The sequence below is a fragment of the Streptomyces sp. NPDC001480 genome (assembly GCF_042894725.1).
Lineage (GTDB): Bacteria > Actinomycetota > Actinomycetes > Streptomycetales > Streptomycetaceae > Streptomyces.
The window spans coordinates 449,841-465,881 of record NZ_JBIAVX010000008.1 but is presented as its reverse complement, the minus strand read 5'-3'; the positions used below and the strand labels follow the sequence as shown (position 1 = coordinate 465,881).

General features: G+C 74.1%; 10 protein-coding genes. All 10 read left to right on the top strand.

Annotated elements, in window-relative coordinates; all coding sequences use genetic code 11:
- Positions 1-1,191 (top strand): non-ribosomal peptide synthetase (locus ACFY01_RS22530; protein WP_390737491.1); only part of this gene is annotated, 1,191 nt, incomplete at its 5' end.
- A complete protein-coding gene (locus ACFY01_RS22525) occupies positions 1,188-8,606 on the top strand; it encodes an amino acid adenylation domain-containing protein (RefSeq protein WP_390737490.1) in 7,419 nt (2,472 codons plus the stop codon). The genes ACFY01_RS22530 and ACFY01_RS22525, both read left to right, overlap by 4 nt.
- 50 nt (positions 8,607-8,656) lie before the next feature.
- Positions 8,657-8,863 (top strand): MbtH family protein, encoded by a 207-nt coding sequence (locus ACFY01_RS22520; RefSeq protein WP_390737489.1) that lies wholly within the window; start codon positions 8,657-8,659, stop codon positions 8,861-8,863.
- Between the two features lie 2 nt (positions 8,864-8,865).
- Complete coding sequence (locus ACFY01_RS22515) at positions 8,866-9,876, top strand: ATP-binding cassette domain-containing protein (protein ID WP_390737488.1); 1,011 nt, start codon at positions 8,866-8,868, stop codon at positions 9,874-9,876.
- On the top strand, positions 9,873-10,721 hold the full coding sequence (locus tag ACFY01_RS22510) for an ABC transporter permease (protein ID WP_390737487.1): 849 nt from the start codon (positions 9,873-9,875) through the stop codon (positions 10,719-10,721). The genes ACFY01_RS22515 and ACFY01_RS22510 overlap by 4 nt, the downstream gene beginning before the upstream one ends.
- Before the next feature lie 103 nt (positions 10,722-10,824).
- Positions 10,825-11,076, top strand: coding sequence for an acyl carrier protein (locus ACFY01_RS22505; RefSeq protein WP_390737486.1), 252 nt, complete (start codon positions 10,825-10,827; stop codon positions 11,074-11,076).
- A 49-nt stretch (positions 11,077-11,125) separates the two neighbouring features.
- Positions 11,126-12,400, top strand: coding sequence for a beta-ketoacyl-[acyl-carrier-protein] synthase family protein (locus ACFY01_RS22500; RefSeq protein WP_390737485.1), 1,275 nt, complete (start codon positions 11,126-11,128; stop codon positions 12,398-12,400).
- On the top strand, positions 12,397-13,521 hold the full coding sequence (locus ACFY01_RS22495) for a beta-ketoacyl synthase N-terminal-like domain-containing protein (protein WP_390737484.1): 1,125 nt from the start codon (positions 12,397-12,399) through the stop codon (positions 13,519-13,521). Before ACFY01_RS22500 ends, ACFY01_RS22495 begins: the two co-directional genes overlap by 4 nt.
- Positions 13,518-14,246: a 3-oxoacyl-[acyl-carrier-protein] reductase gene (gene fabG / locus ACFY01_RS22490; RefSeq protein ID WP_390737483.1), complete on the top strand. Its 729-nt coding sequence runs from the start codon at positions 13,518-13,520 to the stop codon at positions 14,244-14,246. Before ACFY01_RS22495 ends, fabG begins: the two co-directional genes overlap by 4 nt.
- Positions 14,246-15,970, top strand: coding sequence for a phytoene desaturase family protein (locus tag ACFY01_RS22485; RefSeq protein ID WP_390737482.1), 1,725 nt, complete (start codon positions 14,246-14,248; stop codon positions 15,968-15,970). The genes fabG and ACFY01_RS22485 overlap by 1 nt, the downstream gene beginning before the upstream one ends.
- Positions 15,971-16,041 lie beyond the last annotated feature (71 nt).

Below are 16,041 nucleotides of genomic sequence, written 5' to 3'. Positions count from 1 at the left end.
GATCCGTCGGCGTTGTTCGCGATGGTGCGCGAGGAGCGGGTGGCGGTGCTGGAGGTCGTGCCGTCGTTGCTGCGGGCGGCTTTGGACGCGTGGGACGTGGAGGGGCCGGCGGGGGGTGCGCCTGAGCTGCCGGGGTTGCGGTGGCTGATGGTGACGGGTGAGGCGTTGCCGGCCGATCTGTGTGAGCGCTGGCATGCGCGGTATCCGCGGGTGCCGTTGATGAACGCCTATGGTCCGACGGAGTGTTCGGATGATGTGACGCATGCGGTGATCCGGGCGGGCGACGCTCTGGACGGTCGGGTGCCGATCGGTGGGGCGGTGCGCAACACGCGGCTGTATGTGCTCGGTGATGAGCTCCAGCCGGTTCCGGTGGGTGTTCCGGGTGAGCTGTACGTCGGCGGCGCCGGCGTCGGCCGGGGGTATCTGGGGGATCCGGCGCGTACGGCGGGCACGTTCATGGCGGATCCGTTCGCCGGGGCCGGGACGCGGATGTACCGCACGGGTGACCGGGTGGTGCAGCGGGCCGACGGGCAGCTGGAGTTCATCGAGCGGCGCGACCACCAGGTCAAGATCCGCGGCCGGCGCGTCGAACTCGGGGAGATCGAGGCCGCGCTGCGCGGGCTGGAAACGGTCGCCGACGCTGCCGTCGCCGTGCTGCCCGACGCCTCCGGCAACCCGCGACTGGTGGGCTACCTGACCGGACCGGACGCCCACCCGCTCGGCGTGCAGGCGGAGCTCAGCGAGCTGCTGCCCGCCTACATGGTCCCGTCGGCCTGGCTGGTCCTCGCGGAGCTGCCGCTCACCGCGAACGGCAAGCTCGACCGCAAGGCACTGCCCCGGCCGGAGCGGACCGACGAGACGCCCGTGCGTGAGGCGGGAACCGAGCGCGAGGGGGTGCTGTGCGCGCTGCTCGCGGAGGTGCTCGGAATGCCGTCCGTCGGTGTCGACGAGGACTTCTTCGCGCTCGGCGGCGACAGCATCCGCTCCATCCAGCTCGTCAGCCGCGCCCGCGCCGCCGGCCTCGCCCTGACCACCAGGGACGTCTTCACCCACCGCACCGCCGCCGCCCTCGCCCGGGCCGCGCACCGGGTCGAGGAGGAGGTCCCGGCGCAGCCCGAGGGCGAACTGATCGAGCTCAGCGACGAAGAACTCGCCGATCTGGAATTCGAGTTGAGTGAGGACCTGTCGTGACCGTGCCCAGAACCGGATCGAAGATCAGCGAGGTGCTGCCGCTCTCGCCGCTCCAGCAGGGGTTGCTCTTCCTGTCCACGTACGACCGCACGGTCCCCGATCTCTACACGCTCCAGTTCGTCGCGGACCTGACCGGCGACGGCGCCGACCTGGAGCGCCGGCTGCGCACGGCCTCGGCCGCGCTGCTGGGCCGCCACCCCAATCTGCGGGCCTGCTTCCGCACCCGCAGGAACGGCGAGCCGGTGCAGGTCGTCCTCAAGGACGACGAGGTACGGCCGCGCTGGACGGTCCACGACCTCACCCACCTGCCGGAGGACGAGCGCGAGGCCGAGGCGGACCGGCTGACGGATGCCGACCGGCTGCGCCGGATCGACCCGGCGCGGCCCCCGCTGATGCGGTTCTCCCTCCTCACGCTCGGCGAAGGCAGGCACCGGCTGGTGTGGTCCGTGCACCACATCCTGGTCGACGGCTGGTCGCTGCCCCTCGCGGTGCGCGAACTGACCCTGCTGGCGCAGCAGGCCGACACGGGTGAGCGGGCCGCGACGGCCGGGCTTCCCGACCCCGCGCCCTACCGTTCCTTCCTGACCTGGCTCGGCACCCGGGACCGGGAGGCGGCGCGGGCGGCCTGGGCGCGGCTGCTGGACGGCCTCGAGGGCCCCCTGCGGGTCGCGTCCGGGACGGACGGCGCCGAGCTGCCCGCCCTGGTCACCGACTCCCTGTCCGCGCAGCACACGGCCGCCCTCACGGCGTGGGCCCGCGGACGGGGGCTGACGCTGAACTCCGTGGTCCAGGGCTGCTGGGCGGTGCTGCTGGGCCGGCTCACCGGACGTGACGACGTCGTCTTCGGCGCGGTCACCTCGGGCCGGCCCGCCGAGGTGGCCGGTGTCGAGTCGATGATCGGGCTGTTCGCCAACACCCTGCCCGTACGGGCCGACGTGCGTCCCGGCCGGCGGGCGGCCGAACTGTTCGCGGACCTGGCCGCGCAGCAGCTCGCGATGATGCCGCACGAGCACCTGCCGCTGGCCGAGGCACAGTCCGCCGCCGGGCTCCAGGGCGAGCTCTTCGACACCGTCCTGGCCTTCCAGAACTACCCGCTGGACGAGGAGGGGCTGCGCCACGAGACCGGGGGCGCGGTGACCTCGACCCGGGTGCGCTCGGCGACGCACTACCCGCTGCACCTGACCGTGTTCCCCGGCGAGCGTCTCCGGCTGGACCTCGCTCACCGGCCCTCGGCGTTCACCCGCGAGGACGCCGAGGGCCTTCTCGGCCGGCTGGTGCGGGTGCTGGGCGAGGTCGCCGAGGACCCGGAGGTCCTGCTGGCCGGGCTCGGCGGCCCGGACGAGGCCGAGCTGCGACGCCTGCTGAGCGAGGACGCCGCCCCGCGGCCGTACGCCCGGGACGTGACGCTGCCCGAGCTGTTCGCCGCCCAGGCCGCCCGCACCCCGGACGCCGTGGCGGTCACCGTGCCCGGCGAGGCAGGCCTCACCTACCGCGAGCTCGACGAACGGGCGGGCCGGCTCGCCCAGCTGATCGCCGGGCGCGGGGCCGGCCCGGAGAGCTTCGTCGCCGTCGCCCTGCCGCGCGGCGCCGACCTGATCGTCGCCGTCCTCGCGGTCCTCAAGGCGGGCGCCGCCTACCTGCCCCTGGAGCCCGGTCATCCGGCCGGGCGTCTCGCCCACACCCTGGCGGACGCGCGGCCGGTGCTGCTGCTGACCTCCGCCTGCGCCGGCCTGCCGGAGCTGCCCGAGGCGGCCGACGTGCCGCGGATCGACCTCGACGCCGAGGAGACCCGCGGCGCCCTGGCAGCCCTTCCGGCCACCGCCCCCGCCGTGTCGCTGACGCCGGAGCACCCGGCGTACGTCATCTTCACCTCCGGCTCCACCGGACGCCCCAAGGGTGTGGTCGTGCCGCACCGCAACGTGGTGCGGCTGCTGGACGCCACCGACCACTGGTTCGGTTTCGGTCCCGACGACGTGTGGACCCTGTTCCACTCCATCGCCTTCGACTTCACCGTCTGGGAGCTGTGGGGTGCCCTGCTGTACGGCGGGCGGCTGGTCGTCGTGCCGTACGACGTGTCCCGCTCGCCCGACGCGTTCCTGCGGCTGCTCGCCGCGGAGCGGGTCACCGTCCTCAACCAGACACCGTCCGCCTTCTACCAGCTGATGCGCGCCGACGGCGAGGACCCGGGCCGTGAACTCGCCCTGAGGTACGTCGTGTTCGGCGGCGAGGCACTGGACGTGGGCCGGCTCGCCGACTGGTACGCCCGGCACGCCGACGACGCGCCTCGCCTGGTCAACATGTACGGCATCACCGAGACCACCGTGCACGTCACCCACCAGGAGCTCGACGCGGCCCGCGCCGCCGCGGGCGGGGCGAGCGTCATCGGCGGCCCCATTCCCGACCTGCGGGTGCACGTCCTCGACAGCGCGCTGCGGCCCGCCCCAACGGGCGTCCCCGGCGAGCTGTACGTCACCGGCCCCGGCCTGGCCCGCGGCTACCTCGGCCGGCCCGACCTGACCGCGGCACGCTTCGTGGCCTGCCCGTTCGGGCCGTCCGGCGCGCGCATGTACCGCACCGGCGACCTGGGCCGACGGCACGCCGACGGCACGCTCGAGTACCTGGGGCGCGCCGACGAGCAGGTCCAGCTGCGCGGCTTCCGCGTCGAACCGGGCGAGATCGCCACCGTCCTCGGCCGCCACCCCGACCTCGCCGAGACGGCCGTCGTCGCCCGCGAGGACCGGCCCGGCGACCAGCGGCTGGTCGCCTACGCAGTCACCCGCGAAGGCCGCGAACTCCCTGCCGACCTGCGGACGTTCCTCGCCGAGCGGCTGCCCGACCACATGGTCCCGTCCGCCGTCGTACGGCTGCCCGCCCTGCCGCTGACCGCCAACGGCAAGCTCGACCGGCGCGCCCTGCCCGCTCCCGAGTACACGGTCTCCGGGCGCGCCCCGCGCACCCCCCAGGAGGAGACGCTGTGCGCCGTCTTCGCCGAGGCGCTGGGCCTGGAGCGGGTCGGCGCCGACGACGACTTCTTCTCCCTCGGCGGGCACTCCCTGCTCGCCACCCGCATCGTCAACCGGGTCCGCACCGAGCTCGGCGCCGAACTCCAGGTCCGGGACCTGTTCGAAGCCCCGTCCCCGGCCGCGCTCGCCGCCCGTACGACCGCCGCCGACCGTGCCAGGGCCCCGCTGACGGCCCGTCCGCGCCCGGCGGTGCTGCCCTTGTCGTACGCCCAGCAGCGGCTGTGGTTCATCGAACGGCTCGGCGTTCCGGGCGGGCTGTACGCCATCCCGCTCGCCGTCCGTCTCACCGGCGACCTGGACATCCCCGCCCTGGAGGCCGCCCTGCGGGACGTCGTGGGCCGGCACGAGGCGCTGCGCACGGTGTTCCCGGCTCGGGCGGAGACGGAGGGGCCCGCCGGCCGCCCGGCGGGGGCGGAGGGACTCTCCGGCCGCCCTGCGGACGGCACGGCGAGCCCCGTCGACGCCTCCGGAGGTGCCGCCTCCGGGGCATGGACCGCCGGCACCGGGCACCCCCCCGTCCCCGGTGCCGGCGTCCCGGACGGTGTCGGTCCGGCCGAGCAGCGGGTGCTCGCGCCGGCCGACACCCTCCTCACGCTGCCGGTGAGCGTGACGACGGAGACGGAGCTGCCCGGCGCCCTGACCGCCGAGGCGGAGCGCGGCTTCGACCTGGAGCGGGAGATCCCGCTGCGGGCCCACCTGTTCGCGCTCGCCCCCGGCGAGCACGTGCTCTCGCTCGTCGTGCACCACATCGCCGCCGACCGCTGGTCCCTGGCCCCGCTCAGCCGCGACCTGACGGCCGCCTACCGGGCCCGGTCGCAGGGGCGGGCGCCGGAGTGGCGTCCGCTCGCCGTGCAGTACGCCGACTACACCCTCTGGCAGCGTGACCTGCTCGGCGCCGACGACGACCCGCGCAGCGAGATATCCCGCCAACTCGGCCACTGGAAGCGGGCGCTGGCGGGCATGCCGGAGGAGCTGCGGCTGCCGCACGACGCCCCGCGCGGGGCCCGCACCGGGCACCGGGGCGCCGCCGTGCACCTGGCCGCGCCCGATGAGCCGGTGCGGGAGCTGCGGAGGCTGGCGGCCGACTGGGGCGTCAGCGTCTTCATGGTGCTCCAGTCCGTGCTCGCGGCGACCCTCGGCCGGTTCGGCGCGGGTGACGACATTCCACTGGGCACCCCGGTGGCGGGCCGGGGCGACGAGCGGCTGCACGACGTCGTCGGTATGTTCGTCAACACCCTGGTCCTGCGCACCGACCTCTCCGGCGACCCGAGCCTCCGCGAACTCGTCAACCGGGTAAGGGACTTCGACCTGGCCGCCTACCACAACCAGGACCTGCCCTTCGAGAAGCTGGTGGAGGCCCTCAACCCCGAGCGGTCCACCGCCCGCCACCCCCTGTTCCAGGTCATGCTCGCCTTCGAACAGCGCGACCACATCACCGGGCAGGCCCCGGGGCTCGCGATGCGGCAGGAGCCGGTGACCCAGGACACGGCCAAATGGGACCTGTTCTTCCAGTTCGCCGAGACCGGCCCGGAGGGGCTCGACCTGCGTCTGGAGTACGACGCCGACCTGTTCGAGCCCGCCACCGCCCGCCGTCTCGCCGAGGCCTGCCTGCGCCTGCTGGCCGCCGCCCTCACCGAGCCCGGACGCCCACTGTCGGCACTGGCCGTCCTCACCCCCCAGGAGCGCGCCGACCTGCTGGAACGCGGCACCCGTCGCACGAAGACACCGCCCACCACGATCACCGAGCTGGTGGCGCGGCAGGTCGCCGCCGCCCCGGACGCGACCGCCCTCGTGCACACGGACTCCGGCGCCCTCGCCACCACGACGTACGCGGAACTCGACGCCGCGGCCAACCGGCTGGCGCGCCTGCTCCTCGCGCACGGAGTGCGGCGCGGTGACCTTGTCGCCCTGTGCCTGGAGCGCGGCCCGGCCACCGTGACCGCGCTGCTCGCCGTCGCCAAGGCCGGCGCCGCCTACCTGCCGATCGACCCCGCCTACCCGCGCGACCGGATCCGCGCCATGCTCGACGACGGCGCCCGTCTGCTGCTCACCGAGGAGTCGCTGCGGGAGCGCCTGGCGGACACCGGCGTCACCCTCCTGGCCCTCGACGCCCCCGCCGTCCGCGAGGCCCTCGCGGACCTCCCGGCCACCGAGCCGGACGTGCGGCGGCCCGGTCCCGACGACCTGCTCTACGTCATCCACACCTCCGGTTCCACCGGCCGCCCCAAGGGCGTCGCCGTCTCCCACCGGGCCGCCGTGCGCCTCGTCCGGTCACTGCCCGAGCTGCGCTTCACCGCCGACGACACGTTCCTGTACTTCGCACCGGTCGCCTTCGACGCGTCGACCTTCGAGATCTGGGGGCCGCTCACCCACGGCGCGCGCCTCGCCGTCTGCCCGCCCGGACCCGCCGACCCGGCGACGCTGGGCGCGTTCCTGGAACGGGCCGGCGTGACCGTCGCCTTCCTCACCACCCAGTTCGTCAACGCGGTCGCCGACACCCGGCCGACCGCCCTCGCCCCGCTGCGCACCCTGCTCACCGGCGGCGAGGCCCAGTCCCGCGCCCATCTGGACCGGCTGCGGGCCGCCCTGCCGGGCACGGCCGTCCACAACGTGTACGGCCCCACCGAGACCACCACCTTCGCCACCCTCCAGAACACCGCCGAGGCCGTCGACGCCCCGGCCGGCGTACCCATCGGCCTGCCCATCGGCGGCACCTGCGCCTACGTGCTGGACGACAGGCTGCGCCCGGTGCCCCAGGGCGTGGTGGGGGAGCTCTACCTGGCGGGCGACGGCCTGGCTCGCGGCTATCTGGGGCGGCCCGGCCCGACCGCGGAGCGCTTCGTGGCCGACCCGTTCGGACCGCCCGGGACCCGCATGTACCGCACCGGCGACCTGGTGCGCTGGGACAGCCGCGGCCGCATCGACTACGTGGGGCGCGCCGACCAGCAGGTCAAGGTCCGCGGCTACCGCATCGAGCTCGGCGAGATCGAACGTCACCTCACCGCCCACCCGTCGCTCGCCCGGGCCGCGGTCCTGGCTCCCGCGGACGCCGTCGGCCAGCGCAGCCTGGTCGCCTACGTGGTCCCGGCCCCCGGCCTGACCGCACCCGACCCGACCGACCTGAGGGCCCATCTGGCCCGCGCCCTGCCCGCCCACATGGTCCCCGCCTCCTACGTCCCGCTGCCCGCCCTGCCGCTGACGCCGAACGGCAAGCTCGACGTGAAAGCCCTGCCGCGCCCGCAACAGCCCGCCGCCACCCCGGCACGCGCCCCGCGCACGGAGGCGGAACGGGTGCTGTGCCGGGCGGCCGCGGAGGTGCTCGGCCTCACCACACCCACGCCCGACACCGGCAGCCCGACACCGACCCCGACCGGTGACGCGGCCCTTCCCGCCCCGGCCCTTGCGGGCTCGGCCCCGGCCCTCCCCAGCCCCGAGCACAACTTCTTCGCGCTCGGCGGGGACAGCCTCAAAGCCATCCGTCTCGTCGACGCGGCCGCGCGGGCCGGGCTGCGGATCGGCCTCGCCGATGTGTTCGAGCAGCCGACGCTGGCCGCGCTCGCCGCGAGCGCGGGTGGCGTCGGGCGCCGGCTGGACCTGCTCGGGCCCGTCCTGCCGATCCGCGCCACCGGCGGCCGCCCCCCGCTGTTCTGCGTCCACGGCGGCCTCGGCTTCGGCATCCCGTTCGCCGCGCTCGCCGAGCACCTCGACCCCGACCAGCCGCTCTACGCCCTCCAGGCCCGCGGCCTGGCCGACCGCCAGGAGCTGCCGGCCGACCTCGGTGAGGTCGCCGCGGAGTACGTGGACCGGGTACGGGCCGTGCAGCCGTCCGGCCCGTACCACCTGCTCGGCTGGTCCTTCGGCGGAGTCGTCGCCCACGAGATGGCGCGGCGGCTGCGCGCGGCGGGCGAGGAGGTGGCGTACCTGGCGAACCTGGACGCCTTCCCCGACGACGCGCACGGCGCCCGCCCCACGGACGAGGAGTTCCTCGCCGACTTCCTCACCGAGGCCGGCGTCGAGCCGGACGGCACCGGCCCGCTCACCCCGCGCGCCGTGGCCGACCGCCTCGCCCGCTCCGGCGGCCCGCTCGCCGCGCTGGACCGGGCCACCCTGGAGCGGCTGCTGGACGTCATGCGCAACAACCTCGAACTGTTCCAGCGCTTCACCCCGGGCCGGTTCGACGGCTGCCCGATGACGCTGTTCCTGGCCACCGGCGACGGCCGCACCGCCGAGGAACGCGCCCTGAAGGCCAAGAGCTGGGAGCCGTACACCGGGCTCCCCACCGAGGTCCACCCCGTGGACAGCGGCCACCAGCAGATGCTGCGCCCGGCCGCGGCGGCGGTCATCGGCCGCGCCGTCGAGCACCGGCTGTCGGCGCTGGCGGCCACCCGCTGAACCACCCGGTCCCACTTCCCCGCCCACCCACGCGAGATCTGGAGAACGTCATGGCCAACCCCTTCGACAACGAAGACGGCACCTTCCTCGTCCTCGTCAACGACGAGGGGCAGCACTCCCTGTGGCCGTCCTTCGCCGCCGTGCCCGACGGCTGGCACGTCGCCCTCGACGCGACCGACCGGGCCACCGCCGTCGCCCACGTGGAGAGCAACTGGACCGACCTGCGTCCGCTCTCCCTCCAGCGGCAGGCGGGCTGACCGTGCCCTCCTCCGACATCGCCGTCCTCGCGGAGGGGCTCGAGAAGACCTACCGCTCCCACACGGCGCTGCGCGGCATCGACCTGTCCGTGCCGGCCGGCACCGTCCTCGGCGTGCTCGGGCCCAACGGCGCCGGCAAGACGACCACCGTCCGCATCCTGGCCACCCTGGTCGAGCCGACCGCCGGCCGGGCCACGGTCGCGGGGTACGACGTGGTGAGCCGGAGCAAGGAGGTCAAGCGCCGCATCGGCCTCGCCGGACAGTACGCGGCCGTGGACGAGCTGCTCACCGGCCGGGAGAACATCGTCCTGCTGGCCCGGCTGCTGAAGTTCGGCCGGCGCGGCGCGGCCCGCCGGGCCGTCGAACTGCTGGAGCGCTTCGAACTCACCGACGCCGCCGACCGGCCGGTGAGCACCTACTCGGGCGGCATGCGCCGCCGCCTGGACCTCGCCACCTGCGTCATCGGCGACCCCGAGGTGCTCTTCCTCGACGAACCCACCACCGGTCTGGACCCCACCAGCCGCAGCGTGCTGTGGGACGTGGTGCGCGCACTCGTCGCCGACGGCGTCACGATCCTGCTCACCACCCAGTACCTGGAGGAGGCCGACGAACTCGCCGACCGCATCGCGGTCATCGACGCCGGCCGGGTGATCGCCGAGGGCACGCCCGACCACCTCAAGCGCCAGGTCGGAAGCGAACGCCTGGAGGTGACCGTGGCCCGCCCGGAGAGCCTCGGCGACGCGGCGGCGGCCCTCGCCGCACTGGGCGGTCCGCAGCCGCCGGCCGTCGACGAGACGGCCCGGCGGGTGTCGGTACAACTCGGCACCGACGGCCTGGACGACGTGGCCCGCGCCGCCCTCGCGCTGCGCGAGAAGGGCGTGGCCACCGTCGACTTCGAAGTGCGCAAGCCCACGCTCGACGACGTCTTCTTCGACCTCACCGGCACCGGCCCCAAGGATGCGGGCGGCCAGGGTGAGGAGGCCGAGAACGACAAGGGGGAGTCCCACCCGTGACGGCCACCACTGCCACCGCCACCACCGCCACCCGCCCCGCCCCGGGCGCGCTGCGCGGCCACCTCGGCGACGTCCTCGCCCTGGCCGGCCGCCACCTCACCCATCTGCGCCGCTCACCCGGCCGGCTCGTGCTGGTCACCATGAACCCGCTGGTGATGCTGATCGCCGTCGGCTACCTCTTCCGGGCGTCCATGCACGTCCCCGGAGGGGTCGCCTACGAGGACTTCATCATGGCCGGCATCGCCATCCAGGTCGGCCTGACCAGCGTCGGGCCCACCGCGATCGGCGTCGCCGTCGACCTCCAGCACGGCCTGGTGGACCGCTTCCGCTCGCTGCCGATCGCACCGGCCTCGGTCCTCCTCGGGCGCACCCTGTCCGACCTTTGCGTCGGCGCGGTCAGCCTGACCGCGGTGTCGCTGGTCGGCCTCGCCGTCGGCTGGCGGCCGCACGACGGCGTCCTGCGCACCGCGGCCGGATTCGCGGTGCTGCTCGCCTTCGTCTACACGATGCTCTGGGTCGGCGTCCTGCTCGGCACCACCCAGAAGAACGTCGAGTCCATCGACGGCACCGGCGCGCTCGTGCTCGTCGTGTTCAGCTTCCTGTCCAACGCCTACGTGTCGGTGAGCGGACTTCCCGGCTGGCTGCGCCCGGTCGCCGAATGGAACCCGGTCACCTCCGTCATCACCACCTGCCGCCGCCTGTGGGGCAACGACCCGGCAGGCGCGGCCGGCGGCGGATTCCCCGCTCACCACCCCGGCCTCGTCACCGCCATCACCCTGACGACGATGCTGCTCCTGTCGGTCCTCGGCAGCGTCCGCGGATTCAACCGAGCAGTGGGCCGGTGACCGCCGAGCCCCGTCAGTGACGGGTCAGTTGGACGTCAGTGGCCAGTCATCGGCCCTGACTACTTTTTCGAGCAAGGCCAGACCAGAAACAGAGGAGCCAGCCATGACGACGGTCGCGCCCGAGCGCCTCAGCCGCATCCGGGAAATCATCGCCGAGAACATCGACGTCGACATCGAGCGCATGTCCGACACCGCCCTCTTCATCGACGAGCTGGGCGCCGACTCGCTGAAGCTCATCGACGTCCTCAGCGCCCTGGAGATGGAGTACTCCATCGTCATCGACATGAACGAACTGCCCAAGATGGTCAACGTCGAGGCCGCCTACCAGGTGACCGCGGCCGCCGCCGGCTGGTGAGGACGCCCGGCCCGCCGCCCACAGGCACCCCACTGCTCTAAGGAGTCCCATGTCCACCGCACCAGCACCGGCCCCGCCCGCGGCCTCCGCGCCGGCGGACCGCCGCCGGGTCGTCCTCACCGGGTTCGGAGTGATCTCCAGCATCGGCACGGGGGTCGAGGAGTACACGGCGGGGCTGCGGGCCGGCCGCTCCGGCGCACGGCCGATCACCGTGTTCGACACGGAGGGCTTCGGCCAGAACATCGCCTGCGAGGTCCCCGACTTCGACCCGCGGGCGTGGATCCGCAACATCCCCCTCGACGACGTGGGCCGGGCCGGCCAGTTCGCCGTCTCCGCCGCCCGGATGGCCGTGGAGGACGCCGGACTCACCGAGGCCGACCTCGGCGACCGGCAGGCCGTCATCACCGTGGGCACCACCGACGGCGAGTCCCACGACATCGCCCTGCTGCTGGAGCAGGAACTCGCCGCCGGCGACCCGGAGGCGATGGACCCGGCGCTCTCCCGCCGGATCAACGCCGGCCGACTGTCCACCGCCATCGCCCGCGAACTGCGCATGCCCAACGTCGAGGCGGTCACCGTCACCACGGCCTGCGCGGCCGGCAACTACTCCATCGGCTACGGCCTGGACGCCATCCGCTCCGGTGAGGTCGACATCGCGCTGTGCGGCGGCGCCGACGCGGTGTGCCGCAAGGCCTTCGCCCTCTTCAAACGGTTCGGCGCGCTCACCCCGGACGTGGTGCGCCCCTTCGACAAGGACCGCCAGGGCATCCTCACCGGCGAGGGCGCCGGCATCCTCGTCCTCGAAAGCCTGGAGTCCGCCCTCGCCCGCGGCGCCCGCATCCACGCCGAGGTCCTCGGCTACGGCCTCAGCTGCGACGCCGCCCACCCCACCGCGCCCAACCGGGAGGGCATCGCCCGCGGCATCCGGCGCGCCCTGGACGACGCCGGCGTCAAGGAACAGGAGATCGACTTCATCTCCGCGCACGGCACCGGCACCAAGGCCAACGACCGCACCGAGTCCGCCGCCATCCTCGACGTCTACGGCGACGCCGCGCCCCGCACGGTCGCCGTGAAATCCATGCTCGGCCACTCGATGGGCGCCGCCAGCGCCCTCGGCGCGATCGCCTGCGGACTGGCCATCGAGCACGGGTTCATCCCGCCCACCATCAACCACCGCGAGACCGACCCGGAATGCCCGCTCGACGTGGTGCCCAACGAGGCCGTCGACGCCGACGTACGGGTCGTGCAGAACAACTCCAGCGCCTTCGCCGGCAACAACGCCGTCCTGATACTCGGCACCTACGGGGAGCGAGTGAGCCCATGACCACTGCACCAGTCACCCCGGGGGCCACGCTGCCGCCCGGCACACCCGTCATCACCGGCTGGTCGGCGGTCTCGCCGTACGGAATCGGCCGCGAGGCGTTCACCGCGGGCGTCCGCTCCGGAGCCAAGACGGCCGCACATGCCGACGTGTCCCTCGGTCCGCTCCCCACCTCCGACGTGTGCGCGGTGCCCGGCTTCGACATCCCGGAACTGCTGGGCAAGCGCGGCACCGCCAAGATGGACCGGCTCACCGCCCTCGTCCTGGTCGCCTCCGACGGGCTGCTGCTCGACGCGGACGGCGAGCGGGCGGTGCGCACCGACGACCGGACCGGCGTCGTCCTCGGCATCACCATGGGCAGCCTGGAGAACGTCACCGGTTTCCTGCGCCAGTCGTACACCAACGAACGGCCCTTCTACGTCGACGCGGGCCGCATCCCCTTCGGCAGCCTCAACCACGCGGCCGGCGCCACAGCCATCCGCCATGACCTCAAGGGCCCCAACACCACCGTCGCGGGCGGCCGGGTCAGCGGACTGCTCGCCCTGAACTACGCCCGCCGGCTGATGAGCCAGGGCCGGGCCACCAAGTACCTGGTGGGCAGCGCCGAGGAGTTCTCCGCCGCACACGCCTGGTACGAGTACACCGCGGCCCCGGGCGACCCGGCCGCGCTGCTCGGCGAGGGCTGCGGACTGTTCGTCCTGGAACCGGCCGAGTCCGCCGAACACCCGCCGCTGGCCGCCGTGCTGAGCGTGCAGAGCCGTATCGACGTCGACGACGACCCGCAGGCCGCCGTCGCCGCCTGCGCCCGCCGCGCCCTGGAACGCGCCGGCGTCACCGCCGGTGAACTGTGGGCGGCCGTCCCCTGCGCCGCGCCCTCCCCGGCCGGCCGGGCCGAACACGAGGCGCTGGCGGCGCTGGTGCCCGCCGACGCCCTCGCGCGGATACCGTCCATGGAACTGCTCGGCGACACCAGCGCCGCGTCGGCGTCCTTCCAGATCGCCGCCGTCCTCGCGGTCGCCGGGGACGACCCCGAAGCGGCCGGCCGCACCGCCCTGGTCTCCGCCGTGGACCGGGACGGCGCGGTGGCCTGCGCCGTACTGCGACTGACCGGGGCGAGCCAGTGACGGCCCTGGTCAGCGGCGGCTCCCGGGGCATCGGCCGGGCCGTCGTGCTGCGCCTCGCCCAGGACGGCCACGACGTGGCGTTCTGCTACCGCTCCGACCAGGACGCGGCCGAGCGGCTCGTCAAGGAGGCGGCCGAGTACGGCACCCAGGTGGTCGCCACCCGCTGCGACGTCGCCGACGCCGACGACGTCCGCGACTGGTACGCCCGTACCGAGGCCGAACTGGGAGCCGTCGACGCGGTCGTCACCTCCGCCGGCATCACCCGCGACCGGCCACTGGTGCTGATGCCCGAGGACGACTGGAACCAGGTGCTGCGCACCAATCTCGACGGCGTCTACCACGTGTGCCGCGCCGCCGCGTTCTCCATGAGCAAGCGCCGCCGCGGCGCCATCGTCAACCTGTCCTCCGTGGCCGGCGTGTACGGCAACACGGGACAGGCCAACTACGCGGCCTCCAAGGCGGGCATCATCGGCTTCACCAAGTCCCTCGCCAGGGAGGCGGGCCCGCGCGGCGTACGCGCCAACGTGGTCGCCCCCGGCCTCATCGAGACCGACATGGTCGGCGACATGACCGAGGCGGCCCGCGAACGCCAGCTGAAGAACGTGGCCCTGGGCCGGCTCGGCCGCCCCGAGGAGGTCGCCGACCTGGTCGCCTTCCTGCTCTCCGAGCGAGCGGCGTACATCACCGGAGCGGTCCTCGAGATCCACGGCGGCGGAACGTTCTGATGGCCCACACGACAACCCGGCCGCAGCGCGGCGGCCCCGACCTGCGTGAACACTACGACGCCATCGTGGTCGGCAGCGGTGTCGGCGGCCTGGTCACCGCCGCCTACCTGGCAGCCGACGGCCGCAGCGTCCTCGTCCTCGAACAGCACGACGTGGCCGGCGGCAACGCCCATGTCTTCCGCCGCCGCCGCAAGTACGAGTTCGACGTCGGCACCCACTACCTGGGCGACTGCGGACCCGACGGGATGCTGCCCGCCGTGCTCTCCGGGCTCGGCGTCGCCGACCGGGTGCGCTTCCTGCCGATGGACAACGAGGGCGGATTCGACCGGATCGTCACCCCCACGGTCACCCTTGACGTGCCCGCCGGCTGGGCCGCCTACCGTGACCGTCTCAAACGGGCGGTGCCCGAGGACGCGGCCGGTATCGACCGGTTCATCGACCTGTCGGAGGCGGTGGCGGCCACCAGCAGGGCCGGACTGACCGGCAAGTCCATGGTGAACCTGTTCCGCGAGTCCCCGCAGACGATGCGCTTCAGCCGCCGCTCCCTGGCGAAGGTCCTCGACCACTGCGGGCTGACGCCCCGGGGACGCACCCTCGTCGCCGCCCAGGCCGGCAACTACGGCGCCATGCCCGACAGCATCACCTTCGCCGAGCACGCCAACATCACCGACCACTACCTGCGCGGCGCCTACTACCCCGAGGGCGGCGGGATGACCCTGGTCGCCGCCTTCGTGGAGGCCCTGGAGGCGTACGGCGGCGAACTGCACACCCGGTGCCCGGTGCGCCGCATCCTCGTCGAGGACGGCCGCGCCACCGGCGTCGAACTCGACGACGGGCGCCGGATCTCCGCACCGCTGGTGGTGTCCAACGCCGACTACCGCCGCACGGTCCTCGAACTGTGCGGCGGCGAGCGCAGCTTCCCCGCCGAGGTCGTCGAACGCACCCGCGCGGCAACCATGCGCGGCGCCATCGTCGCCGTCTACGTGGCCCTGGACACCGAGCTGACCGGACTGCCCAACGCCAACATCTGGTGGCACGCCGACGACGACATGGAGGGCGCGCACGCGCGGATGCTGGAGCAGTACGCGCGGGACGGCTCGATGCCCGCCCTCACGCACCTGACGTTCTCCTTCGCCTCCCTCAAGGACGCGGGGGCGCCCGCGGTGTGCCCGCCCGGGCACAGCAACTTCCAGATCATGACGGGCTGCCCGCCCGGCTACGGCTTCTGGGGCGTCGAGGGCGGCCCCGTCGACGGCAAGCCCTACCGCCGCGACCCCGCCTACCTGCGCCGCAAGCACGAGATGACCCAGCTGATCGTGGACACCGCCGAGAAGGTCATCGGCCCGTTCCGGGACCGGATCACCCACCTGGAGACGGCGACCCCGCTCAGCAACGAGCGCTACATCGGCGCCAGCGGCGGCACCCCCTACGGCCTGGCCTCCTGGGGCTCCTTCGGCCGGCGCCCCGACGTACGCACCGAGGTGGAGGGCCTGTACGTCGTCGGCCAGAGCGTCCGCCACGGCAGCGGCATCGGCGGCGTCGCCCGGGGCGGGATCCACGCGGCCGCGACCATCCTGGACCGCCCGCTGCTCGCCGAGGCATACGCCGGCACGCGCCTCGGCGACCCGGCCCGGCTGCCCGACCGCGGCCCCGACTGGGACCCACTGGCCGTCTCCCGCGGACGCGCCCGGCAGCGCGCCAAGGGCCTGGCCCGGATCGGCTGACTCCGCCCGCCCTCCACCCCCCTTTTTTTCCGGCCCTCTTCCCGGCCCCTCTCCCAGGAGCAGTGTTTCCC